Origin of the sequence: Pseudomonas guineae, assembly GCF_900113745.1 — a bacterium.
Taxonomy (GTDB): domain Bacteria; phylum Pseudomonadota; class Gammaproteobacteria; order Pseudomonadales; family Pseudomonadaceae; genus Aquipseudomonas; species Aquipseudomonas guineae.
In genome coordinates this window covers 1,830,808-1,853,792 of record NZ_FOQL01000001.1, presented here as the reverse complement: position 1 = coordinate 1,853,792, position 22,985 = coordinate 1,830,808, and the positions used below count along the sequence as shown (strand labels likewise).

Genomic DNA, 22,985 nt, shown 5'->3' with positions numbered 1-22,985 from the left:
ACAGCCTTAAGGCCGAGGCAGGCGCGGTGGTCGGGCGCATCGCCGATTCGGCGCGGCAGCTCAGCCAGGAGGCGGTAGAGATGGCCGCCGCCGTAGATTGCAGCAGTCAGGCCAGCCTGCAGCAACAGTCAGAAACCGAACAGGTGGCCAGCGCCATTGGCCAGATGGCCGCCAGCGTGCAGGAAGTGGCGCGCCATGCACAGCTCAGCGCCAGCGCTGCCAGTGAAGCCGACCTGGAAACCAGCAGTGGGTTACAGCTGGTCGAACAGACACGCCAACAAATCAGTTCATTGGCCGTGGAAGTGTCGCAGGGCCATCAGGTGATCCAGCAGCTGGAGCTGCACAGCCAGGACATCAACCAGGTGCTCGACGTGATCCAGGGCATTGCCGAGCAAACTAACCTGCTGGCACTCAACGCAGCGATTGAGGCGGCGCGTGCCGGCGAAACCGGCCGGGGCTTTGCCGTGGTCGCCGATGAGGTACGCGGCCTGGCGCAGCGCACCCAGCAATCCACGGCGAAAATCCATAGCATCATCCAGGCCCTGCAACTGGGCACGCGTGATGCCGTAGTGATGATGGAGCGCAGCCAGTCGCAGGCGCAGAGCAGTGTCGAGCAGGCATTACAGGCAAGCCAGGCCTTGAGTGGAATCAACCAACGGGTTACGCAGATTAGCGACATGAGCATGCAGATTGCCGCGGCCGTTGAGCAGCAAAGTGTCGTGGGCGACGATATTCAACGCAATCTCTGCACTATTCGCGAAGCCAACGAGATCAGCGTTACAGCCAGCCACCAGAGCCGCAACAGCGCCCAACAATTCGCTGAACTGGCCGAACGCCTGCAATTTCTAGCCGCCCAATTCTGGGGGAATCAGCGCACTCATTGAGCATTGCACTGTGTTCACGGGGGAAACTAATAAAGGTTTGTCGCTTGCCGCGGTGCTATCCCAGCTGATACTACAAGCTAGCGCAACCCTTCAATCCCAGCTAAAGCTAAAGGTAGAGACGTTTCGCGCGCCCTCTAACAATTAAAGCCACGCACCCCGCTGCAATAGCGCGGACGGGCTAGGGAGTAGCACGATGCTTACCCTGCTCAATCTTCTTTCTGCCATTGCCCTGCTGATCTGGGGCACCCAGATCGTCCGTACCGGCATCCTGCGGGTGTACGGCTCACACCTGCGCAAGGTGCTTAGCCATAACGTCAGCAAACGGCCCATGGCCTTTGCCGCCGGCATCGGCGTCACGGCGTTGGTACAGAGCAGCAACGCCACCGCCCTGCTGGTAACCTCTTTCGTCGCCCAAGGGCTGATGACGTTGACCCCGGCGCTGGCGATCATGCTCGGCGCCGATGTCGGCACCGCCTTGATGGCCCGCGTATTGACCTTCGACCTGAGTTGGCTGAGCCCGCTGCTGATCTTTCTCGGGGTGATCTTCTTTCTCTCGCGCAAACAAACTCGCGCCGGCCAGTTGGGCCGCGTGGCCATCGGCCTGGGTCTGATGCTGCTGGCGCTGGAGCTGATCGTCGCCGCCGCCACACCGATTACCCAGGAGCAGGGCATCCGCGTGCTGTTCGCCTCCTTGACCGGCGACTTGCTGCTGGATGCCTTGGTCGGTGCACTGTTTGCGCTGATCTCTTACTCCAGCCTCGCCGCCGTATTGCTCACGGCGATGCTCACCGGGGCTGGGCTGATCAGCTTACCGGTGGCCATCGGCTTGGTGATCGGCGCCAATATCGGCAGTGGCGTGCTGGCTTTTCTCACCAGCAGCCTGCAAACCCCTGCCGGGCGGCGTGTAGCGCTGGGTAGCCTGCTGTACAAGTTGATCGGCCTGCTGTTGGTGATGCCCTTTCTCGATCCCTTGGCCAACTGGCTGGACAGCCTGGACTGGCGGCCCGAGGAGGTGGTGATCGGTTTTCATGTGCTCTACAACAGCCTGCGTTGTGTGTTGATGCTGCCCAGCGTCGGGTTGATGGCACGTTTTTGCAACTGGCTGCTACCCGATCGCCCAGACGACAGCGGCATCGCGCGCCCGCGTCACCTCGACCCCACCGCACTGGCCACCCCGAGCCTGGCGCTGGCCAATGCCGTGCGTGAAACCCTGCGTATTGGCGACCTGATCGAGACCATGCTTAACCATCTGCTGCAGGTGCTACAGGGTGGGCAAACGGCGTTGAGCAAGGAACTGCGCCGCCTCGATGATGATGTCGATGCGCTCTACAGCGCGGTGAAACTCTACCTGGCGCAGGTGCCGCGTGAGGCGCTGAGTGAGCATGACAATCGGCGCTGGGCGGAGATCATCGAGCTGGCGGTCAACTTGGAACAGGCTGGCGATATCATCGAGCGCATGCTCGGCAAGGTGCAGGATCAAAAAACCGCGCAGCGCCACTCCTTCTCCGACAGCGGCCTGGAAGAACTTGCCAGCCTGCATGGGCAGCTGTTGGCCAACCTGCGACTAGGGCTCTCGGTGTTTCTCTCTGGCGATAAGGAAAGCGCAAAGCAGCTGCTGCGTGAGAAGCGCCGCTTTCGCGCCCAAGAGCGCCGCCTAGCCCATGCGCATGTCGGTCGCCTGCACCAGCAGGTGGTGCAAAGCATTGAAACCAGCGGCCTGCACATGGAGCTGATTGCCGACATGAAGCGCCTCAACTCGCTCTTTTGCAGCAGCGCTTATGTGGTGCTGGAGAGTGGTGAAACGGGGGCGTTGCACCACGAAGACAACGGGGTCGAGTAAGGCGGCGATACGCTGATCCCTGCTGAGCGCATTCTAGGGTTTAGGCATACGCCTGCAGCACCTCCAGGCTGATGATTTCGGTGGCCTTTTCGTGACAGGCGTCGAGCAGTACCGGTGGCGCCACACCCGCGTCATGCGCCTCCGTCCAGCGGCTGGCGCATAGGCACCATTTGTCGCCTGCTTTGAGACCGGCAAAGTCCCATTCCGGCCTTGGCGTAATCAAATCGTTGCCCTGCGCCAGGCTGAACTGCAGGAAGGCGTCGGTGACTAACGCACACACCACATGCCGGCCCTGATCTGAGTCGCCGGTGTGACAAAAGCCATCGCGATAGAAACCGACACGGCTCTGACCGCAGCATGGCTCCAGCGCCGTGCCCAATACATTTTTGGCGGTTGTCTGCATCTCACGCTCCTTTTCTGGGTCGTTGCTTCAATAGCCGGTCATTTCAAGGTAGCCGACACCCGTATGGCTGCCGGCGATATTCACCGGGCCTTCCCAATAGGGAATACCGGTGCCCATCCAGGCGTTTGGGTTTAGCGCCTGCGCGGTCACGTCGAAGTTCTTGTGCGCAATCTGCAACCTCCACTGCGTCGGCAGGGTTCGACCTGCCACCTTGCTCTGCGCTAACGGCGTCATCCTGATCGCCGACGCGTCCAGCGGCTCGGCAACGCCAGCGGGAGTGATCCAGGTGCCCGAATAGAAGTGGCTGTTGTCATTACTGCGCAGGCGGAACAGCATCAGCTTGCTGCCGTCCTGCAGGTGCAGCGAAAACCAGTCCCAGCCTTGTTGATCCGCCGCCAGCGGCTGGCTGCTCCATTCTCGATCCAACCACGCCTTGCCGCTGACCCGGCGCGTTTCGCCTTGCCATTGCACCTGGCCATCGACCTGGAAAAATGGCTGGCTGTAATACCACGAGGCCTGACCACGGGTGGACTTTTGACTGAAGCCGCGATCGCCGTGCAGCACCAGCGGAGCATCCGAGCGCAGCCTCAAGTCATAGCGAAAACCCTTACCTGTGGCGCTGACCTGCAATGGGCTGAGTTGCAATGGACGGCGTTGTTGCGCGGCGTCGCTGCCAAGCGACCAATCATCGATCCACGCCCGAAATGGCTGCGTGTGCACGCCGGCCTGACCAATACCACCACGAGCCAAGCGGTCAGCATGCTGATGACCCTCTGCACGCGTCAGCGCAGCGTGACCTAACCACACCTGGGCGCTCTGCCAGCCAGCCTCGGCCTCGCTGCTGTTTTGTGGTGCCATCGCCTGGCGGAATAGGGTCCATTGCGCGCCCCATTGCTCTCCGCTCTCGTCGGTTAAGTTAGCAGTCACGTACCACCACTCAATACGGTAATCGGGGTGTGCGCCAAAATCGTCAGGGAAGACCAGAGGCTGACCCCGAGTCACTGTGCTGAAACCCTGCGCCTCGCTGCCCAGGCCAGCAAAACCAGCCGGCACAGGCGCCTCTGTGCTGTCGCAACCCAGCAACAAGGTAAAGCTGAGCGTAACAAGCCGCCTAAGCATCATGGGCAAAACTCCTGAGCAAACGGGTTGGCCCGGTACGCAGGATGCGCCAAGCAGGGCCGATGCTCGCCAATAACACCGCCAGCAACGCCAGCAGCACCAGGGTCAGCCACTGCCGCGGAAACCAGTGCCAAGGCAGGCGCCAGCCAAAGGCTTGGACGTTAACCACCTCGACCAGACACCAGGCCAGCACCAGGCCCAAAGGGATCGCCAGTAAGCAGGTGAACGCCGCCAGCATCAGCATTTGCGCCAGACTCAACGCGGCCAACTGAGCGGGCCTCAGCCCCATGGCCCAGAGCGGCGCAAGCTGGCTCAGCCGGCTGTCTGCCAGCCCCAGCAGGCTGGTAAACAGCGCCACAGCCGCCACAGCCAGCGTGAGGGTGTTGAGCGCTGCGGTGGCGGCAAAGGTCTGCTCGAATATAGTTTGCGAATAGGCCTTGAGGGCTGCCTGATCGATGACGCGACTGTCGCCCAGACCGAATACGTTACGCAGCGCCGACGCCAGTTGCGGAGCATTTTGTTGACTGGCCAAAATGCCGATACCGCTCACCGGCTGATCGGGCCAGCGTTGCTGCAGGCCTGCAGCAGAAACCAGTAGTTGCCCCTTGGGGTTACCGTAGTCGGCATAACGCCCGAGTATTTTCAGCGGCCAAGGCCCAGCAGGTGTATCCAACGTCAACATATCCCCCAGTGACAGCTTCAGGCGAAAGGCGAGTTGCTCGCTGACCAGCGCGCCCTCACCTGCCGACAGCGGCGGCCAAGGATCGCTGATTGCTTCAAGCAACGGCCAGGTCTGCGCATACAGGGGGTGGTCGATGACGCCACTCAGCTGCGTAGGCCCACCCTCAACGCGGATCTCCAACTCCCATGTGGGCAGCTGCGCGCTGACTTCCGGGCGCTGAGCCAACCAGTGATTAATCGCTTCAGCCTGGGCAGCGTCTTGCGGGCGCACGTAAATATCGGCCGACAGACGCTGATCCAGCCAGCCGATAAAGGTCTGGCGGAAGCCCTCAGTCATGCTGCCGACGCCGATATTGGCCGACAGCGCCAGCAGCAGCGCCATCAGCGCAATGCCAAGGCCCGAAACTTGCTGCTGACTGTCAGCCCAGAACCATTGCCGTATTGGGCCTGCGGGGCGCCTCTGGGCAAGGCGCAAGACTGTTTGCAGACACAACGGCAGCAGCAAGGCCGCCCCCAGCAGCAGGCTGGCGAGCAGTGCAAAGCCGCTGAGCAGCGAGTCACCCCACACCACCAGCGCACCGGCCAATGCCAGTAGTGTCACGCCGAGCAGCGACTGCAGCCTGATGGCACGGCTCTGCGCTTCACGCCACGCCTGTGGCCGAGCCCAAGCCAATACCGGCAGGCGCATGGCCGCCAGCACACTGCTACCGCCCGCAATCAGGGTGCCGAGCAAACTCATGCCCAGCCCGGTTAACCACCAGCTGGCGTCCAGCGCCAACTGACCCGCCACCTGCGCGCCATAGAGCCCACGCAGGCTGGCGGCGATATCACCCATCAGCAACGCGGCCAGAGCAAAGCCGCTGAGCACACCGAGGCTGCCGCCGAGCAATGCCAGCACCAGCAGCTCCAGCAGCAGAACCGCGAGCAAGGTTTTTAGGCTGACGCCGCAGGCACGCAATGTCTGCAACAACCCACGCCGTTGCTCCATAGCCAACCCGGCAGCAGCGTGAACGATAAACAGGCCGACCACGAAGGCCAGCAAGCCGAGCGCCGTCAGGTTGAGATGAAAGCTGTCCGTCAGGCGCGCCAAATCGGCTTCACCACCCTCTTGCCACACCAGCGGCACGTTATCCGGCAGCGGCGGCAGGTCGGCGGCAAAAGCCGGCTCAACCAGGAGTTGGCTGAGCATCCCTGGTTGGTCGAGGAGGCGCTGGGCCTGGCTGATATCCACCAGCAACATGCCCGGCGGCAAGCCTGGCACCACATGCAGCGGCGGCAGTTGCTTGCCGTCGACCAGGGTCGGGGTTGCGCCCACTTCAAGGCCAAATTCGGCCAGGGTGTCGGCCGCAATCCAGGTCAGGCCAGGTGACAACATAAAGGCCTGCAGACTGGTCTGATCTTGTACCTCGGCCTCAACTGCGCCTCCGGCAGGCAGAGTCAGGGGCTCAATACCGGTGAGCTGCAAACGCCGCGTATCAGCGGCACCCGCCAGCTCTACCGTGCCACGCAACATGGGCGATACTGGCCAGCCCGCACGTCGCAGGGTGACGAAGTGGTCTTGTGCAAACGCCTGTCCACCGGGCGCCAGCAACACCGTCTGCGCGCCACCGGCAAACAGCTCGGCGGCGCGGTCATAGCTGTTCCGCGCCTGACTGTTGAGCGCCTGCACGCCCGTCCAGAGCGCGGTAGCCAACCACAGGCCAACCAGCAGGCAGGCTGCCTGCAAGGGATGCCGACGCCAATGACTGAGCAGCGTGTGCAACACCCAGGCGCAATGGCGGATCACCATTCACTCCCGTGCACGCGCCCCGCTTTGAGCACCATTTGCCGGTCCAGGCGAGCAGCCAGGCGGGCGCTGTGGGTGACCATCAGCAAACTCGCGCCGGCCTGCTGCACCAGATCGAGCAACAGGGTCATCACCTCATCAGCCGAGTTTTCATCAAGGTTACCGGTCGGCTCGTCGGCCAGGATCAGCGGCGGGCGCACGGCCAGTGCCCGCCCGACGGCGACGCGCTGCTGCTGGCCCCCCGAAAGTTGCTCCGGGTAGCGCTGCAACAGCTCACTCAGACCCAATTGCTGGGCCAGCTGGCTTAGCCAGGCTTCATCTAACCGCCCGGCGAGGCGTGCCTGAAACGCCAGGTTGTCGACCACGCGCAAGGAAGGAATCAGATTGAATTGCTGAAAAATCACTGCGACTTGGCTGCGCCGGAATGTTGCACGGGCCGCTTCATCCAGCCCGGCTAGCGATTGGCCACCCACCTGGATATCGCCACTGTCAGCCTGGTCCAGCCCGGCCACCAAGTGCAGCAGCGTACTTTTACCGCTACCAGATTCGCCCATCAACGCAAGGCTATGACCGGCCTCCAGCCACAAGCTGACACCATCAAGCACCGCAAGCTGGCCCTGTGGTCCGCCATAGGTTTTTTTCAGATTCTCTACATCTAGCACCTTGAGTGCCTCCTGAGCCTGCGTGAACCCGCGCATTAATCCATGGAGCCAAAGGTTATACCTTATGCCACCCGCGCTAGTGATTTGGCGACATACCTATCCTGCGCTTGAAGACCGGAGGGAAGCGCTCGGTTTTTACGTTGAAGTGCAGGATTGCAACAGCTTTGCCATAAACACCCGCTAGAACTGCTCAACTCCAACAACAAAAGAGCGCTCTGCCTATGAAAACCCTCACCACCCTGGCCCTTGGTTTAGGCCTAGCCTTTAACGCCGGCCAAGCCAGCGCCTGGTCGCAGTCCACCCATAAAAATATCGTAAAAGACGCCCTAGCCTTCCTCAACTCGGCCTACGCCACCCCGGAGATGAAGCGCGCCTATCAGTTCTACGTCGGTGCCGCCGGCAGCGAAGCCAACGCGGGCGAAATTCTCGGCCAAGCAGCCTATGACGTGGACGATTTTCAGGACACTCGCCTGGGTGGTTGGTGGGTCGGTTACGAGCATGCACCGGTGTATGGCGCTGCCGCTTCGCTGGTCAATTACACCTCCTACTGGCACTTCATCAACATGGCCCGCCAGGGCGACGCCCATGGCAATGATCACGGCGGTTACGACTACCGCTATCGCAAGGTCGATGGCAGTTGGAGCGGCGATGTCGACTGGTACGCGATGGTCTACCTGTACAACCGCGAACTGAAGAAGAGCGACTTCGACACCACGGAGGCGCACTACCGTCAGGGCACCACCTCCAACTGGCAGACTCACTACGGCGACTTCCAGACGGCGGCCTTCCAGCCCATCGATAACCTGGCCAAGTACTGGTTCGATCAGTTCAAGAACGCCCCTTCGTTGCAGACCATCGGTTACTCGCTGCACACCACCGGTGATGTCGCGCAGCCGCACCACGCCTGGGTCACCTCGGGCAATGGTCACTCCGGCTGGGAAGGCTGGGTGGACGACCACTACGCCAGCGAAGGCCTGAACAATATGGCCGCCGTGGCCAACCGCGTCGGCAGTTATGACCCACAGAAACCGATCCGAGATCTGCTCACCCAAACCGCGCAAGTCGCCTATCAACGCCCCGAGCCGTTGTACGACACCAGCTACGCCACTCGCCTGCGGGTTGCTAAGGAACTGATTCCCGAGTCCATCGCCCTGACCGTCAGCGTGCTGACCAAAGGTGCCAATACCTTCTACGGCCAGGGTGGGCTGTAAGGTGCGCGCGATAATCCAGCGCAGTTTGCTGGTACTGGGGCTGACCGGCATTTGCCTGTCAGCCCTGGGCAGCCAGGACTTGCGCATCGATGGTGAACGCCTGCCCGGCAAGAGCATCGGCCTGCTGGAGCAGGCCATGAGCCGGGTCAAATTCAATACCGACCCACGCCAACTGCGCACCGGTCTGGTGGAAAACCACCTGCTGGCACGCGAGGTTGAGGGTGAGCTGAACAGCACATACCGCAGTGATCTCGATGTGCTGGTCGAGCGCGAATCCGCCAACCTGATCGAACAGGTCTACGGCAAGCAATTCGACCACGACGTGCGGCCGTTTCTGCGTCAACCGCAGCCACTCAGCAGTGAGCGCTTGCACCAGGTACTCAGCGCGCCGCAACAGGGCGTGGTACTCGATAGTTTGCAGCTGAGCGCCCAGCAACAAACCGATGCCGCTCAGGTGCAGCTCATCAGCTGGCAGTTCCCCGGGCAGCCCGAGCAACGCCTCAACCTGCTGCAGCTTTACCAAGGCGATAACGTGCAAGGCCGGGTTGAGTTGCAACAGGGCAATTTGGCCTACCTGGCCGAACAGGTCCGCCAGCAAGCGCTGCGCGACTACCTCTGGTACCAACTGGGCCAGAAAGGCTTTAGCGCCGATGAACTGGCCGGTGTGCGCCAACTGGTGCGCGACAAGCTGATCCGCCACAAGTATCTGCACCAGCAAGGTCTGCACAACGACTTCCACCATGAAACCGAAAGCCTGCGCCAACGCGCGCGCCAGGTCAGCGACGCAGATGCCGACGCCTATTACCAACGCAACTTGCAGCAATACCTAAACGTCGCCCAGGTGCAGGCCGCGCATATACGCCTGGCTGATCAGGCCAGCGCTGATCGCGTCTATGCCGAGCTAGAAAAGGGCCTTGGCTTCGATGAAGCGGTGAAAAGCTACTCAATCGCTGAGGATAAAAACCGTACACCGGCCGGCGACCTGGGGCTGATTCGCCCGCAAGATGCACAGCTGGATTTCCTGCGCAAAACCGCCCTGCTGCAGAAAGCCGGCAGCATTTCCCAACCGATGCTGATCGACGGTGCGTTCGAGATCGTTCAAGTGCGCCAGCGTGAAGACAAGCAGTTGCCACTCAGCGATCCCAGCGTGCGTTACGAGGTCAACCAGGCTGTGGCCAAGGAACAACTGGCCCGCGAGTTCCAAGTTCGCCTGCAAACCTTGCTGAGCAATGCCGAGGTACAAGGGCTATGAAAGGCTGGCTGGGTATAGTCCTCCTCAGCGTGGTGACGGCGGTGACTGTCGTGGTCATACGCATGCCTCAGGCCGACACTGCGCCAGCGCTTGCACAACAGGCTATAGCGCCGCTTAAGCCGTCAATCCAATTGCCAGACATACCTGCGGCCCTCCCGGTAAAGCAGCCCGTAGCCACACCAGCGCCAGCAGCAGAACCGGTAGAAGCCGCAACCAACGAGCCGCAATTAAATGCTCAAGAAGCGCAAATGCTGATCCAACTGATGGCTGACCAAGGCGACCCACGCAGCCCAGCCCTGGGCCAACTCAAACCCCGCGAACGTGCCTCCGCCGCACGGCTTTCAGACCCTGCCCAATACAGCGCCTTCGAAGACCAACAAACCCGCGACCAACTTATGGCCTACGCTAGCGGCGTACAGCAGATCCCCGCCATCCGCGAGCGCATCGAACAAGCCGCCCAGTCCGGCGAACGCAACGCCACCGAACTCATTGAGGCCCGCGCGGCGCTGGAGCAACTGGAAATGTTGCAGAGCAAACTGCGGAGGGAGAGGCCGGAGTTGTTGAGGAACGAGGAGCTATCTATAGAAAAAGCGGGCGCCCTGCCTACTCAATGATAAGAGCATCGAGCTCTTCTTGGGGCGCAACAAGGTGCTTGTCGATATGCCCGAAACCAGGCAAGGCCGCTAGCTGCTGTAGATCTTTCAGAACCAAATGCATCGGCCGAAAGGTGTTGATCAATAGATGCGGTGTTTCGCCAGAGCAGGACGTTCGGATCCGATACTGCCGCCAGCGGTGAGTACCTAGGCGTCCTTCGTGCACCACTTTTGATTCCAGAGTGAGCGAATTGATCTCGGTAAATGACACCCGGATATCCGTGCTGAGCTCAGGAAACCGGCCGCACTCAAATGTAAGCAGCAGCCCACCCTGCTCCGCGTACACCTCGACCTTGTCTTCCGGAATGCCGCGACCAAGCCAATACAGCACTACGAATGGAATAATTGGCGTTGCAATTCCCATGATCCCTGCCAACCAGTCGCGCTCAGTAGCTACGCCAAATATGAACAAGCCAAATAGGGTTACAGCGCATAAGAGGGCGGATTTCCCCTGATGTGTACTCGGCTGACGCACCAGCGGCTCATACCGGTTGAACCCATCATCGGTGAACTGAACATTGTTAGCGAAGAGGCGAATCCGCTTCTGCTGCATAGGCATTCCTTTAGCATATTTGTGCAACCGATCTAATTTATCCCTAAAAGAGGACAGATTTATTTGCCCTTCCAATAAAAACAATCCATCCCCTTTTCGCCTACTTGAGTAGCAAAAAGTCCGGATTAATCAATAGTCCTGTAATGTATACGACCTTCTTTTATTACGATACTGGGGGCTATCTTGCTTTTGAATAACCGGAGCAGCTCCTCTGCCATCTTGGGGTGAAAATATATACGACATCCGTAAAAATTTTCATTATCTTCTTTAAATCTGACTATATACGGCCTTGAGTCCTCTGTAGTAAAACCAATCGCATGGCCTTTGCGGTCGTATATAACTTCGTATATTTCATCCCAATTAAATTTCCAATGCCTGAGATCCAGTTGATCTTTCTTATAGTCTTCCGAAGTGAATACGAGCGCATACAACAACCCTACTCCTCCACCACCCACCAAGGCCCCAAGCCCTATCTCAGAAGAAAAGGTAAACCCCCACAGTACCAATATCAGATAAATTCCCGCGAACCAGGGCATGCTTGCAAAAATAAAGTCTGGGATTGCTCGCCACTTGTATACTTCTCCGCCCTCGTCAGTCAGGCGATGTACGCACATCCGTTTTTGCACAGAGGCGTTGTAGGTAATATATCCGACGAAAGCTGATGGTATTAACCCCAACCATATATCGCCTTCAATTAACCACATAACAAAGAACACACCGAGAGTAGGTAATAAAAAACCTAAACTGGCCAATAAAAGGTTTCCATCAAAGGCCTTTATGCTCCATTCCTTTAGAGCAGGTCTCTCTGGATGATCCCACTCCATATTAAGGTGATGATCGGGAACCCATAAAGTCGAAATTCTGAAAATATTCATTTCAAATAACACTCAAATTAAAATACACGCGTTGGTTCTCCGGCACCTTCTCCACCAGCATTAAGCTGTCCTGATCGACAGGCTCGCAAATATGGCTTTTTTCGAAGGGGTTTTCCTGGAGTTTACCTTCGGCAATGTCGTCAAGTTCGATACTGAAGCGGTAGCCACGCCCATCCTGGCGGGAAACCACGTCTTCGGGGTAGAGAATTTCCAGCTCCAGGCGGTCCATGCCCTTGGAGTGGGGCAGTGACACCTGCCAGACACGGGCTTCGCCTTCGTTATAGGGCACAAAGGCCGAGGCCTTGCGCTCAAAGTTACCGAGCGCGCTCGTAGGCACCCATTCGCCTTCGGCGATATAGCTGCCATACATCCCGGCCCGGTAGCCGGTCTGTTTGTCCGGCATCCAGAGCAAGCCCTCCTCGACCATAATCGGGTGCAGACGCACACGCTTGCCCTCCAGATCCGCCGGCAGGGCGATCTGCAGGCAGACACTGCTGGCCCCATAGTTGCCCGTGACCGTTTTGGCGCAAAGGGTGGGGCGCATCAGCACTTCGTGCAGGGCTTTTAACTCATCCTGACGCCCCTGAGACGTGTTGGCCCAATAGGGTGCCTTGTCCTGGGTCCAGCAGCAGCGCCACAACCAGAGCTTTAAGCCCTCGCGCTTTAGGTTATTGGCAATAAAAGTTGCAGCCAGGTAAATGACCCCGGCAATAAAAAAGCCCCACAGGATCCAAGATGCGAATACAAGACCGATGGCTTTGAAGCCAAATGCACCCGCTAACCCATACCCGAGTTGTGCGAACGAAAGACCGGCCATCGCAATAGCAGCAATTCCCTTTGTTCTTAACGCCAGCGCCTCATCGCTGCCACTGGCGTTGCCAGCGGCCGAATGCAATTGCCATGCGTCGACGCCATTGGCAATCACGCCCAACGTCGCCATGCCCACAGCACGTAGCGCAAAGGAGCGCACCATTGTGGCCAGTTCGGCATTGGCTACAGCCCAACTCTGTATGGACGCCTGGGTGAACTTCGTCGTGACCGGATTCCCTTCCAGATAAGCTACGACACTCAACTTGCTCATCGCCGCCCAGCGAGGCATCAGCGTCAGGGCCATGACAACATTACCGAGCTGAGCCCCTGCGCTGCTGAGGGACTTCAGATCATCCTGGCTCCAATGACCATCGGCCCTGGCCTGATCCATGCTGTTCTTGAAGTTCCAGATATTCAGGGCGGCTACCAAGGCCGCCAAGCCGTTGCCCAGTCCGCTGGCCATCCATTTTTTCAAGCGGCCAAGATAGGCGCTGTAATTGCGCCTTTTGAGTTCCAGTTGCTCGACCAATTCGGATTTGCCCAGCGTATGCAGAAACTCCACCTGTTGCTGTATCAGCGTGGTGCGCTGCTGCACGCGGACTTCGCCTTTGGCCAAAATCCTATTGGGCTCATTGGCCATCAAGAGCTGACGCCCTTCATAGAGTTGAACAAGCTGGCGGTTTGCTGCGGCCTTTTCATGCTTGGCGCCAAAAGTGGCGGTACGGGTTTGCCCTTTAATTTTCTTTGCAAGCTGGGCAAATTTTGCATCCCACTGCTGTTTCTTGGCCGGGTAGCCATGGTCGTAGACCACGTATGGTTTCACCACCTCGGTGTCTATATGCGTCACCACCATTACCAGGGAGTAGGCGATGGGCTTCCAGGTGGGCGCAAATTTGGTGCTGAGCGCAGGCAGTAGTTTGTAGACGAGCAGCTGCCAGGTATCGTGCGCAACGACTCGGGCCACTTTCTGCAAAGTGTCGTAAGCCTGGCGAGCCGGCAGGCTCATGGCTTGGAAGAGCTTGCTGTTGCGCACACTATCGTCTGTGAGCAGGCTGTAGGTTTCATTGGCGCGGGTGACCGCGCTGGTCGCCAGACCAGGGTCGAGGCTACCGCTTGCGGCAAAATTCGTCGCAATGGCTTCGAGGGTATGGGCTAACTCGGCATCGAAGTTGTACAAAGCCAGACCGAGCAATGTCTTGGGTTGCGCATACTCCTGGCATAGCCAGTTCTTACCTGCTTCGGTCTGGCCGAACACGTCGAACAGCCCCTGAGCGGTGCGAATGAGCAACGCCGACTGCTGCTCGGCACAGGGGTCGAGAAACACCTTACCCGGGTCGGTCTTGATGTATTCCAACCAGGGGATCAGGTCATTCCGTGCGCTGTCGATATGCCGCATCAGCACGACTAGTTCGCGGTGGCGATCGCGGCGGTAGTCGAGGGCTTCCTGGTATTTGACTTGATCACGCAAGGGGGCTCGGGAAATCCATAGCTGGGCTTTCTTCTCCAGCTTGGTAGCAGTCCCTGCACCATACTTTTTGTCTAAATCTCGCCCCTCCATACCCAGAGCGGTGGAGCGTGCGGCGCTAACAGCAGGGTCAAACACTGGGAAACTGGGTTTGACCAGAGCCATATAACTATCTAGGTATTTCTGCGCGTCGCGGATAAACACCTGCCGCTTAGCCTCATCCTTGAGGGCGCCGCGAGGCCAGTCGCTTTCGTTAAACGGATCTAGAGGAAGGCCGGCAAACATCTCAATATTCCCCGCCACTTCCAGGCGATGGTGATGCTCTTTTTCAAACAGGTGCTGCTCAATGTGGCGCCCGGTCAGCTGCATGGCCAGGTCGTCGACCGCAGCCAATGGGTCTTGCAGCGCCAGCATCAGAGCAGTGTCCTTATCTGGCACGCTGCCGATGATTTGATCGCTGCCGATAATCGGTTTGCATTCCTGACCCTCGGCCTGCGCCAGAGTCGGCAATATTGAGGACGTAAAGCTCGCTCTGGCACTGGCTGCACCGGGGTCGATATCAGCAACCAGCTCGGCAAGGCGGGACAAGGGAGCGGTGTGAGGCGCTTTAAGGCTCTGACAATATCTGGGCAGATCGAGCTCGCGCATCCACTGGCTTTGCAGCTTGGGGGTGGAGCGCATTCGCTCGCAGGTGCGCCAAGTCCATTGCGCCACCGAGTAGGCAATCAGCAGCGAGCTGGTCTTGGGATAAAGCAGATAAGGTTTAGTCTCGCCCGAGCCGGTGCGTGTATCCTGGTTGAGTTGCTTATCTGCCCATTTGATCCGCGTGAACTGACAACCGATGAGTCGATACTCGTGAAAGGTCTTGGCCGTGCGGTCGAACACATACACCCAGCCGTCTCTTAGTTGACGAAGCGTATAGGTGCGGGTGTGCAGGCGAGGCATTTCGCTGAGCCCCTGCCAGCCAGCCGGTAGAGAGTTTGGCCCTGGCTGTCCTGCCTTTTTGGGCGATTCATCAATTGCGTAACGCACGGGGAAAATAGCCACTTCACCCTGTTGCATCGGACATTGGCCAGTGCTTACGGCGGAACTGTTAGGGAAGGTGGCACGCAGGCTGTCTTTGGCCGCTTGCCTGTTCGAATCGGTCATGGCGAATCCTTCGCGTCTGTCAGGCGTGTTCGTTGAAGAAGGTCTGGAGGTTCACTTCTGCAGGCAGGCCAAGAGCCTGTGGCTCCCTCGCCTTCCACTGGCTGTAGGGGGTGTCAGGGTTACTAGCAAAGTCATCCCCTTGCTCAAGGCTTAACATTGCCCATATGGCTATGCTGCGCTCACTTATGAGTCCTGCCTGCTCTGCACTTTGCAGGCGACCATCTAACCAACCCCCCTGATCCAGTAGCCTCCGCTGCTGCAGGGACTCCGTTGCATATGTTTGAAGCCAGTTATGCAGACGCTCTTTCAGTCGCCAGTGATAAGCCTGCTGCAACGCAGCCTCTTGCCTCTCATCGATATAAGTGCGGTCGAAGAGACGGGGTGGGTGATCTTTTGCTGTAAAGCTATTCCACTGCGGCTCGGTATGGGGCAGCCACTTCGCTGCAACTAGGGCCACCTCCCACTCTGTGATAGGGCCAAGTAGGTGCGCGTATTGCGACGGGGCGTAGCTAGCCAACCAATGCCAAGTGACTAGTGGATCGGCAAAGCGCAGCAAGCTTTGGCTGCCAGCTCCATCGCGCGCACAAATGAACTCACGCAGGTGGTCGGCGACCTCCTGCAAAGGTCTATCGCTCAATAGAAAGCTGGCACAACTCAACCAGGTCACATTACTCCGAGCCTCTGACAGGAGGCTGGACTGGGGCGAGACTGCGACGAGGATAGGTCCCAAATCGTGGGCATCTTGCCAGCGGGTCCCGAGGTAGAGAGGCTCGACTTCTATCTCCTCGTCGCGCCCGTAGAGTTCAGCGATCACGCCCTTACGAAGAACACCGTCGATAAGTAGGTAATTGGAGCGCTGCATCAGGTCTCAGCCCCCCGCTGTTGCATCTGTTCGCATATTTCGCAGCGAGGTGTGGCGCGCATCAATGCCTGCCGTTGCGCCTGAATCAACAACTCACCCGCCTTATCCACATCCGCCGGTTTAACCTTGCCCGGCCGAATCGGTGCTGCCCCCGAACCACTGCCTGGGCCGCCACCTGAGTTGATTTTGATAATCGGGCCGACCATCGTGATTCCGCTGGCGTCGAGTTTGATAAAGCTGCCGGCGGCTTTGAGGGTGAGTTCGCTGCCGGCTTCGAGTACGACTTTCTGGCCGCTGGAAAGGTGGATTTCCTGCCCGGCATTGATGAACTGGCCAGTGCCGATCTTGATGTGTTGGTTGTTGCCGACGGTAAGGTGATCGTTGGCTTTGACTTCGCTTTTGCGGTCGGCGTGGGTGGTGCGGTGTTCTTCGGCTTTGAATTCGCTGTAGCTGTTGGCTTCAACGGTATCGTGGCGTTCGTTGCCGATGCGGATTTTCTGGTCGTGCTCGATGTTCTCGTCCCAGTCGCGCTCGGCGTGCAGGTAGATTTGCTCGGCACCTTTTTTGTCTTCAATGCGCAGTTCGTTGTAGCCACCGCCGCCAGGGCTGCTGAGGGTTTTGAACAGGCTGCGGGTTTTGTTCGCCGGCAGGTCGTAGGGCACTACGTGTTCGGCGTGGTACAGGCAGCCGGTGACCAGCGGTTGGTCGGGGTCGCCTTCGAGGAAGGTGATCACGACTTCCATGCCGACCCGTGGGATGGCGATGCCGCCGTAGCGGTCGCCGGCCCAGCTGGAGCTGACGCGCAGCCAGCAGCTGGTTTTATCGTCGGCTTGGCCTTCACGGTCCCAGAAGAACTGCACTTTGATCCGGCCGTATTCGTCGCAATGGATTTCTTCACCCGGCGGGCCAGTGACCACGGCGCTTTGGCTGCCGAGGATGCGCGGTTTCGGGTGGTTGAGCGCTGGGCGGTAGAGCACCGTCCAGGGGGTGGCGCGGAAGTGGTTGCGGTAGCCCTGCTGGAAGCCGTCACTGACCTCGGTGTGGCTGGTGACTGACTCTTCCAGCACTTGCGGCTGCTTGCCTTCATGGCTGACTTCAGTGAGCAACCACAGGTCGTTCCAGCTGGTGCGTGGGTGCTCGGTCAGGGCGAGGAAGTGGCCACTGACCAGCAGCGGTTGGTCGCTATCGCCTTGAGCCTGTTCGAAGTCGTGACGATGGCGTTCCAGCGCGCGCTGGCTGAGGTGCTTGCCACGTTCACGGTCGACAAAGCGGCCAGGGTAATCGTAATCCTCTAGGTCGGGTTTGAACGCGCTTTTGGCGTCCGCTTCCATCAGCAGTTTGGGTTTTTCAAAGTCGTAGTCGCGGCGGGTCACCCGGCTGGTACGGGTTTCCACGCGCACGCCAAAGCGCTTGATCACTGGGTCATCGGCGACCAGGCCGCTGTCTTGCTGGTAGGCGGTTGGCGCCAGCTTGGGGAACGGCGTTTGATCGTCGCCGAACGTCAATACATGGCCTTGCTCACTGTGCTGGAAGTGGTAGTGAATACCTTCTTCCTCGCACAGACGCTGCACAAAGTGCAGGTCGGTTTCGTCGTACTGCACACAGTACTCGCGCTCGGGGTAAATCGAGCCGAGTTGAAATTGGTAGGCGTTGGCCTGAATGCCGTGCTCTTCGAGCACTTGGCTGATGATCTTTTCCACCGTCAGGTGTTGGAAGATGCGTTGGTTGGTGCGGTGCGCCAGATAGGCCAGTTGCGGGCGCAAGGTGACGTGGTAGCGGGTTAGGCGTTTACCGGACTCGCCTTGGGCAACGCGGTAGATCTGCCCATGAATACCGTTGTCGGCTTGGTTGAACGCCAGAAAAGCAGCTTGGTGCAGCAGGCTTTCCAGGTCGAGATCAGGGCGTTCGCTGACCAGTTCCAGCTCAAACTCGAAGGGCTGGCTGATCGCCTCACGGCCGCTGAATTCGAGCACCTGCAGATCGTGGCTGACGCCTTCGATGCTCAGGCTGAAATGAGTCTGGTTGGCGGCGGCGAACATTCGTTGTTCCTCTTGTTTCGTCCATGAATCAAACCACTGCGCAGTTTTAACCCAGGCCTGGCCTAGGTAGCCGTGCGTACTCGTGCTTTTTCGCGATGCCTGTCAGCGTTTGGCGAAACAGGTCTCACTAAAAACGCAGCGGCCAGGACGATGCCTGGCCGATGCGGAGCGTACGAACTCAGCCTGTATTTAGGCGGAGATCGGGGTACGCCAGTCGTCAGAACCGGAAGTGCCAGAGACTTCATGGGTCCAAACGATTTTGCGGTAGGTGAAGTACACGTCTTCCAGGTGAGTGAAGTGAGACATGTTCGGATCCTGGCAGTTCGGCATACGCGACTGCACGTCAACGATCACGGCATCTTCCAGCTCGATGGTGAAGTAGTGCTCTTGAGTACCGGTGGAGGAAGTGCGGTACCACTCCAGACGGCACTTGTTCAAACGCTCGCCAGAGGTCAGGGAGTTGAAGATCAGCGGCGAGGATTTGTCGAAGACTTTGGTGATCATCAGCGGCTTGTGGACGCGCTGGCCAGTCGGCTGACCGGACTGTGGGTCACGCGGGATGATGACCTGGTGGTTGAAGGCTTGAACCAGAATCTGGTCTTCATGACCTTCCTGGAAGATGTTACCGACGGAATCTTCGGTGAAGGTGCCGGCGGTGATCAGGCCTTGCTTGGTGCCTTCGAGGGACAGATACGCGGGAGTTGGCATGAGTGCTTTCCTTGCCTTGGGTCATGGATCTGCAGTGATCCGGGAACCCTCCCTAGAGCGATAAGCGTGCCATTAAAATAAAACCCTTATAAAACAACAATTTATAAGGGTTAGCCATCAAGCTAAAAAGCGACTGTGCGGCAGATCACTTAAATCTGCGCAACTTATTGCGCAGCCTTGCGCAATAAGTTGCCTGAGCGCTTACACGCCCGCAGACAAAGGTGATTAACAGCTTATCCACACACTTACCCACAGAGCGCTGCGCAATATACTGCGCAGCGCTCTGTGTTGGTTCAAGCCTCGCGGGCGCGACGGCGGCGCTGCAACCAGACCACCAGACCAAACAGCAGGAAGCCGGGAATCCACATCAGCTCTTTGGTCATACGCTGGGTAGGCGCGCGAACTTTAAGAATCTGCTGATCGAACTCCAGCCCCGCTTCGGCGGCTGGACTGGCGAAGGTCACGCTGTCGACCAGCACCTTGTCGCCCTCTTCATAGGTCAGCAGGCCCAGCTTCTGCAGGCGCTCCTCGCCGCTATCGCCCTCAGGCACAGGTAACAGCAGGCTGAATTCACGCGCATCGCCTACGGCGTCTTCACCTTTGATGCGCAAGCGCAGCTGACTGCCCGCCTCAACGTCACCCAAGGCTTGGGCCAGTTGTGCCGGCGGGATGTCACGGTAAGGGTCGTGTGCCATGTCCATCCAGAAGCCCGGGCGGAACAGGGTGAAGGCAACCAGCAGCAGCATGACGTTCTCGTACCAGCGGCTGCGCACCAGGAAGAAGCCCTGACTGCCGGCCGCGAAGATCAGCATGGCCGTCGTGGCGATGATGAAGATCAGCACGCCATGCCAGAAGTCCACGTCGATCAACAACAGGTCGGTGTTGAAGATAAACAGGAACGGCAAAATCGCCGTACGCAGGCTGTAGTAGAACGCGGCGATGCCGGTCTTGATCGGGTCGCCCTTGGACACCGCTGCAGCGGCGAACGAGGCCAATCCTACGGGCGGCGTCACGTCGGCCATGATGCCGAAGTAGAAGACGAACAAGTGCACGGCAATCAGCGGCACGATCAGGCCGTTCTGCTGACCGAGGGTGACGATCACCGGCACTAGCAAGCTGGACACCACGATGTAGTTGGCGGTGGTCGGCAAGCCCATGCCCAGCACCAGGCTGAAAATCGCGGTGAGCACCAGCATCAGCAGCAGGTTGCCCATCGACAGCAGCTCAACCAGATCGGCCAAAACTAGGCCAACCCCGGTTTGCGACACCGCGCCGACGATCATCCCGGCGGCTGCCGTGGCAATGCCGATGCCGATCATGTTGCGCGCACCGGCAATCAGGCCTTCACGTAAGTCGATCACGCCATCCATAAACGAGCCGTGAGCGTGCGTGCCATCGGTGCGCAGCCAGGTCAGCAACGGGCGCTGGGTGAGCAGGATGATCACCAACATCACGCTGCCCCAAAAGGCAGACAAGCCTGGGGACAAGCGCTCGATCATCAGGCACCAGACCAGCACCACCACCGGCAACAGAAAGTGCAGGCCGGAAAGCAATACAGCGCGGGTTTGTGGCAGTTTGTCGAGCGGTGCGTCGGGGTCTTCAGCGGGCAACACCGGCACGCTGGCGGCAATTTTCAGCAAGCCGAGGTAAACCAGTGCCAGCAGTGCGCCGATGCCCGGCAAAGCGAAATCGCCCAATGCCGGCTTGAGCCAGCCGAGGCCGTAGTACACCGCCAGCGACAGGCCGCTGATCATCGCGGCACCGAAGGCAAAGCCGGTCAGGCGGCGCAGCCAGGGCTTAGGTTGGTGGCCGCCAATCGGCTGCAGGCCGAGCTTGAGCGATTCCAGATGAACGATATACAGCAGGGCGATATAGGAGATCGCCGCCGGTAGGAACGCGTGCTTGATGATGTCGACATACGGCATGCCGATGTACTCAACCATCAAAAAGGCCGCCGCGCCCATCACTGGCGGCATGATCTGGCCATTCACCGAGGAGGCCACTTCCACCGCGCCAGCCTTCTCGGCCGAGAAGCCGGTGCGTTTCATCATCGGGATGGTGAAGGTACCGGTGGTGACCACGTTGGCAATCGACGAGCCGGAGATCAGCCCGGTCAAGCCCGACGCCACCACCGCCGCCTTGGCCGGGCCGCCACGGAAATGCCCGAGCATGCTGAAGGCCAGTTGAATAAAGTAATGCCCGGCGCCGGCGCGATCCAACAGGGCGCCAAACAGGACAAAGAGGAACACGAAGCTGGTGGACACCCCAAGGGCAATACCAAACACCCCTTCGGTGGTGATCCACTGGTGGTTAGCCAGCGCGTTTATGCTGACCCCACGGTGCGCCAACAGCCCCGGCATATAGGGGCCGGCCAGGCTGTAGATCAGGAACAGCAGGGCAATGATCGCCAACGGCGGGCCGAGTACCCGACGCGTGGCTTCCAGCAGCAGCGGTATGCCAATACAGGCGGTGAGCATGTCCGCCGTGGTCAGGCTGCCGGGGCGCAAGGCCAGCTGCTGGTAGAAAATAAACAGGTAGGCGGCGCTGGCTGCAGCGACCAGACCCAAGGCGATATCCAACAGCGGTACACGGTCGCGCGGCGACTTCTTGAACGCCGGGTAGGCGAGGAAGGCCAGCAGCAGGGCAAATGCCAAGTGGATAGAGCGGGTTTCTGTGTTGTTAAACACACCAAGGCCGAAGATGAACGGCAGCGGCGAGGCGATCCACAATTGAAACAGCGACCAGAGCAGGGCCAGGCCGGTAATCACCTGGGCCATGGCGCCCAGCGGGGTACGCGCACCGACATCCTGGGCGATCAGTTCTTCGGTGGACAGTTGCTTGTCATGCATGGGTCGAACCTGCATTCGAGGGGACGGAAACGGCAAAACCCGCAGCCTTACGACTGCGGGTTTGCTTAACTAGAGACGCTAGCCTGCTTGCAGGCAAGGCCAGCGTCAAACCTGTTTACGATCTCGCGAGTGAGCGCCAGTTGCTAACGCAGCAGGGCCGACGCGCAGCCGATCGTAATCAGGTTTACAACCAGCCACGCTCTTTGTAATAACGCACGGCACCTTCATGCAGCGGCGCACTGAGGCCGACTTTGATCATGTCTTCTTCTTTCAGGTCGGCAAATGCAGGGTGCAGACGCTTGAAGCGATCAATGTTGTCGAACACTGACTTAACCAGCTGGTACACCACTTCCGGGCTGGCCTTGGCCGAGGTAGACAGCACGGCCTTACCGCCAATGGACGGGGTCGGCTTGTCGTTACCCTTGTACATGCCACCTGGAATTTCAGCGGTGGTGTAGTAGCTCTTCTCAGCCAGCAGCTTGTCGATTTCCGCACCGGTCACCGGTACCAAAACTGCGTCGGTGGTGGTGGTAGCTTCTTGGATCGCACCATTCGGGTGACCAACAAAGTAAGTCATCGCATCGATGTTGTTGTCGCCCAACGCCGAGGCTTGCTCAGCCGGCTTCAACTCAGCAGCCAGGGAGAACACTGAACGCTCCCAGCCTTTGACCTGCATGATTTCGTCGAGGGTGTCGCGCTGGCCGGAACCTGGGTTGCCGATGTTGACGCGCTTACCTTTGAGGTCATCGAAACTGCTGATGTTGGCGTCACGACGCGCGAGGATGGTGAACACTTCGCTCTGCAGCGAGAACACGGCACGGATGTCATCCATCGCACCTTCTTTCTCGAACGGTGTTACGCCCTTCATGGCCTTGTACTGGTGATCCGACTGCATGATGCCGAAGTTGAATTCGCCACTGCGGATACCGTTGACGTTGGCTACACCGCCGCCACTGGCGGGGGCGTTGCACTTGATACCGTGGTCAGCTGCACCACGGTTGAGGAAACGGCAGATAGACTGACCGGCCACGTAATAAACGCCAGTTTGGCCACCCGTGCCGATGGTGACGAATTGCTCTTCGGCCTGTACTGCGCTGCTCAGGGTAATACCTGCGAGTGCAGCCGACAGAGCCCATGCCAGGGATTTACCTTTCATGGGAGTTCTCCTTTTCTGTTTATTTTGG

Annotated in this window: 17 protein-coding genes; 5 read left to right on the top strand and 12 right to left on the bottom strand. The window is 59.0% G+C overall.

The window, feature by feature from the left end; all coding sequences use genetic code 11:
• Positions 1–80 precede the first annotated feature (80 nt).
• Together BMZ32_RS19770 and BMZ32_RS08365 are read left to right on the top strand one after the other, a co-directional pair.
• Entirely contained in the window at positions 81–884 is an 804-nt protein-coding gene (locus BMZ32_RS19770) for a methyl-accepting chemotaxis protein (protein WP_425272869.1), read from the top strand.
• Positions 885–1,077: 193 nt separating this feature from the next.
• Positions 1,078–2,724, top strand: coding sequence for a Na/Pi cotransporter family protein (locus BMZ32_RS08365; protein WP_090241273.1), 1,647 nt, complete (start codon positions 1,078–1,080; stop codon positions 2,722–2,724).
• Between the two features lie 40 nt (positions 2,725–2,764).
• Here BMZ32_RS08365 and BMZ32_RS08360 read toward each other — a convergent pair whose 3' ends face one another.
• The 4 genes from BMZ32_RS08360 to BMZ32_RS08345 are packed head-to-tail and all read right to left on the bottom strand — an operon-like array spanning position 2,765 to position 7,411.
• Positions 2,765–3,127: a DUF2237 family protein gene (locus BMZ32_RS08360; RefSeq protein ID WP_090241271.1), complete on the bottom strand. Its 363-nt coding sequence runs from the start codon at positions 3,125–3,127 to the stop codon at positions 2,765–2,767.
• A 27-nt stretch (positions 3,128–3,154) separates the two neighbouring features.
• A complete protein-coding gene (locus BMZ32_RS08355; protein WP_090241270.1) occupies positions 3,155–4,249 on the bottom strand; it encodes a lipocalin-like domain-containing protein in 1,095 nt (364 codons plus the stop codon).
• The gene (locus BMZ32_RS08350; protein ID WP_425272868.1) at positions 4,239–6,710 is read right to left on the bottom strand and encodes an ABC transporter permease; all 2,472 of its coding nucleotides are present in this window, start codon (positions 6,708–6,710) and stop codon (positions 4,239–4,241) included. The genes BMZ32_RS08355 and BMZ32_RS08350 overlap by 11 nt, the downstream gene beginning before the upstream one ends.
• The gene (locus BMZ32_RS08345; RefSeq protein ID WP_425272856.1) at positions 6,710–7,411 is read right to left on the bottom strand and encodes an ABC transporter ATP-binding protein; all 702 of its coding nucleotides are present in this window, start codon (positions 7,409–7,411) and stop codon (positions 6,710–6,712) included. The genes BMZ32_RS08350 and BMZ32_RS08345 overlap by 1 nt, the downstream gene beginning before the upstream one ends.
• Positions 7,412–7,596: 185 nt before the next feature.
• Between BMZ32_RS08345 and BMZ32_RS08340 the strand changes: the two genes are divergently transcribed.
• From BMZ32_RS08340 to BMZ32_RS08330, 3 genes are read left to right on the top strand one after another with little or no spacing between them, the layout of a single operon-like run.
• The gene (locus BMZ32_RS08340; protein WP_090241267.1) at positions 7,597–8,586 is read left to right on the top strand and encodes a phospholipase C/P1 nuclease family protein; all 990 of its coding nucleotides are present in this window, start codon (positions 7,597–7,599) and stop codon (positions 8,584–8,586) included.
• Between the two features lies 1 nt (position 8,587).
• On the top strand, positions 8,588–9,838 hold the full coding sequence (locus BMZ32_RS08335; RefSeq protein ID WP_208598688.1) for a peptidylprolyl isomerase: 1,251 nt from the start codon (positions 8,588–8,590) through the stop codon (positions 9,836–9,838).
• The gene (locus BMZ32_RS08330) at positions 9,835–10,452 is read left to right on the top strand and encodes a hypothetical protein (protein WP_090241265.1); all 618 of its coding nucleotides are present in this window, start codon (positions 9,835–9,837) and stop codon (positions 10,450–10,452) included. The genes BMZ32_RS08335 and BMZ32_RS08330 overlap by 4 nt, the downstream gene beginning before the upstream one ends.
• Here the strand turns inward: BMZ32_RS08330 and BMZ32_RS08325 are convergent.
• The 8 genes from BMZ32_RS08325 to BMZ32_RS08290 all read right to left on the bottom strand — a co-directional run bounded on the left by BMZ32_RS08325 (position 10,442) and on the right by BMZ32_RS08290 (position 22,957).
• Positions 10,442–11,044 carry a hypothetical protein gene (locus BMZ32_RS08325; RefSeq protein WP_090241263.1) on the bottom strand — a complete coding sequence of 201 codons (603 nt, stop codon included), beginning with the start codon at positions 11,042–11,044 and terminating at the stop codon, positions 10,442–10,444. The genes BMZ32_RS08330 and BMZ32_RS08325 overlap by 11 nt on opposite strands.
• 125 nt (positions 11,045–11,169) lie before the next feature.
• Entirely contained in the window at positions 11,170–11,919 is a 750-nt protein-coding gene (locus BMZ32_RS08320) for a hypothetical protein (protein WP_090241262.1), read from the bottom strand.
• A gap of 1 nt (position 11,920) precedes the next feature.
• Positions 11,921–15,343, bottom strand: a complete 3,423-nt coding sequence (locus BMZ32_RS08315; protein WP_090241261.1) for a T6SS effector BTH_I2691 family protein — start codon at positions 15,341–15,343, stop codon at positions 11,921–11,923.
• 19 nt (positions 15,344–15,362) lie between these two features.
• Positions 15,363–16,205 carry a DUF4123 domain-containing protein gene (locus BMZ32_RS08310; protein WP_090241259.1) on the bottom strand — a complete coding sequence of 281 codons (843 nt, stop codon included), beginning with the start codon at positions 16,203–16,205 and terminating at the stop codon, positions 15,363–15,365.
• Positions 16,205–18,244 (bottom strand): type VI secretion system Vgr family protein, encoded by a 2,040-nt coding sequence (locus BMZ32_RS08305; protein ID WP_090241258.1) that lies wholly within the window; start codon positions 18,242–18,244, stop codon positions 16,205–16,207. Before BMZ32_RS08305 ends, BMZ32_RS08310 begins: the two co-directional genes overlap by 1 nt.
• Positions 18,245–18,433: 189 nt before the next feature.
• Entirely contained in the window at positions 18,434–18,952 is a 519-nt protein-coding gene (locus BMZ32_RS08300; protein WP_090241257.1) for an Hcp family type VI secretion system effector, read from the bottom strand.
• A gap of 293 nt (positions 18,953–19,245) precedes the next feature.
• Positions 19,246–21,801, bottom strand: a complete 2,556-nt coding sequence (locus tag BMZ32_RS08295) for a TRAP transporter permease (protein WP_090241256.1) — start codon at positions 21,799–21,801, stop codon at positions 19,246–19,248.
• Positions 21,802–21,985: 184 nt separating this feature from the next.
• Positions 21,986–22,957 carry a TAXI family TRAP transporter solute-binding subunit gene (locus tag BMZ32_RS08290; RefSeq protein WP_090241255.1) on the bottom strand — a complete coding sequence of 324 codons (972 nt, stop codon included), beginning with the start codon at positions 22,955–22,957 and terminating at the stop codon, positions 21,986–21,988.
• Positions 22,958–22,985: the final 28 nt, after the last annotated feature.

Coding starts and splice junctions, on each gene's coding strand:
- BMZ32_RS19770 (WP_425272869.1), top strand. CDS start 81: ATGGCCGCCGCCGTAGATTGCAGCAGTCAGGCCAGCCTGCAGCAACAG.
- BMZ32_RS08365 (WP_090241273.1), top strand. CDS start 1,078: ATGCTTACCCTGCTCAATCTTCTTTCTGCCATTGCCCTGCTGATCTGG.
- BMZ32_RS08360 (WP_090241271.1), bottom strand. CDS start 3,127: ATGCAGACAACCGCCAAAAATGTATTGGGCACGGCGCTGGAGCCATGC.
- BMZ32_RS08355 (WP_090241270.1), bottom strand. CDS start 4,249: ATGATGCTTAGGCGGCTTGTTACGCTCAGCTTTACCTTGTTGCTGGGT.
- BMZ32_RS08345 (WP_425272856.1), bottom strand. CDS start 7,411: ATGCGCGGGTTCACGCAGGCTCAGGAGGCACTCAAGGTGCTAGATGTA.
- BMZ32_RS08340 (WP_090241267.1), top strand. CDS start 7,597: ATGAAAACCCTCACCACCCTGGCCCTTGGTTTAGGCCTAGCCTTTAAC.
- BMZ32_RS08330 (WP_090241265.1), top strand. CDS start 9,835: ATGAAAGGCTGGCTGGGTATAGTCCTCCTCAGCGTGGTGACGGCGGTG.
- BMZ32_RS08325 (WP_090241263.1), bottom strand. CDS start 11,044: ATGCAGCAGAAGCGGATTCGCCTCTTCGCTAACAATGTTCAGTTCACC.
- BMZ32_RS08320 (WP_090241262.1), bottom strand. CDS start 11,919: ATGAATATTTTCAGAATTTCGACTTTATGGGTTCCCGATCATCACCTT.
- BMZ32_RS08315 (WP_090241261.1), bottom strand. CDS start 15,343: ATGACCGATTCGAACAGGCAAGCGGCCAAAGACAGCCTGCGTGCCACC.
- BMZ32_RS08310 (WP_090241259.1), bottom strand. CDS start 16,205: ATGCAGCGCTCCAATTACCTACTTATCGACGGTGTTCTTCGTAAGGGC.
- BMZ32_RS08305 (WP_090241258.1), bottom strand. CDS start 18,244: ATGTTCGCCGCCGCCAACCAGACTCATTTCAGCCTGAGCATCGAAGGC.
- BMZ32_RS08300 (WP_090241257.1), bottom strand. CDS start 18,952: ATGCCAACTCCCGCGTATCTGTCCCTCGAAGGCACCAAGCAAGGCCTG.
- BMZ32_RS08295 (WP_090241256.1), bottom strand. CDS start 21,801: ATGCATGACAAGCAACTGTCCACCGAAGAACTGATCGCCCAGGATGTC.
- BMZ32_RS08290 (WP_090241255.1), bottom strand. CDS start 22,957: ATGAAAGGTAAATCCCTGGCATGGGCTCTGTCGGCTGCACTCGCAGGT.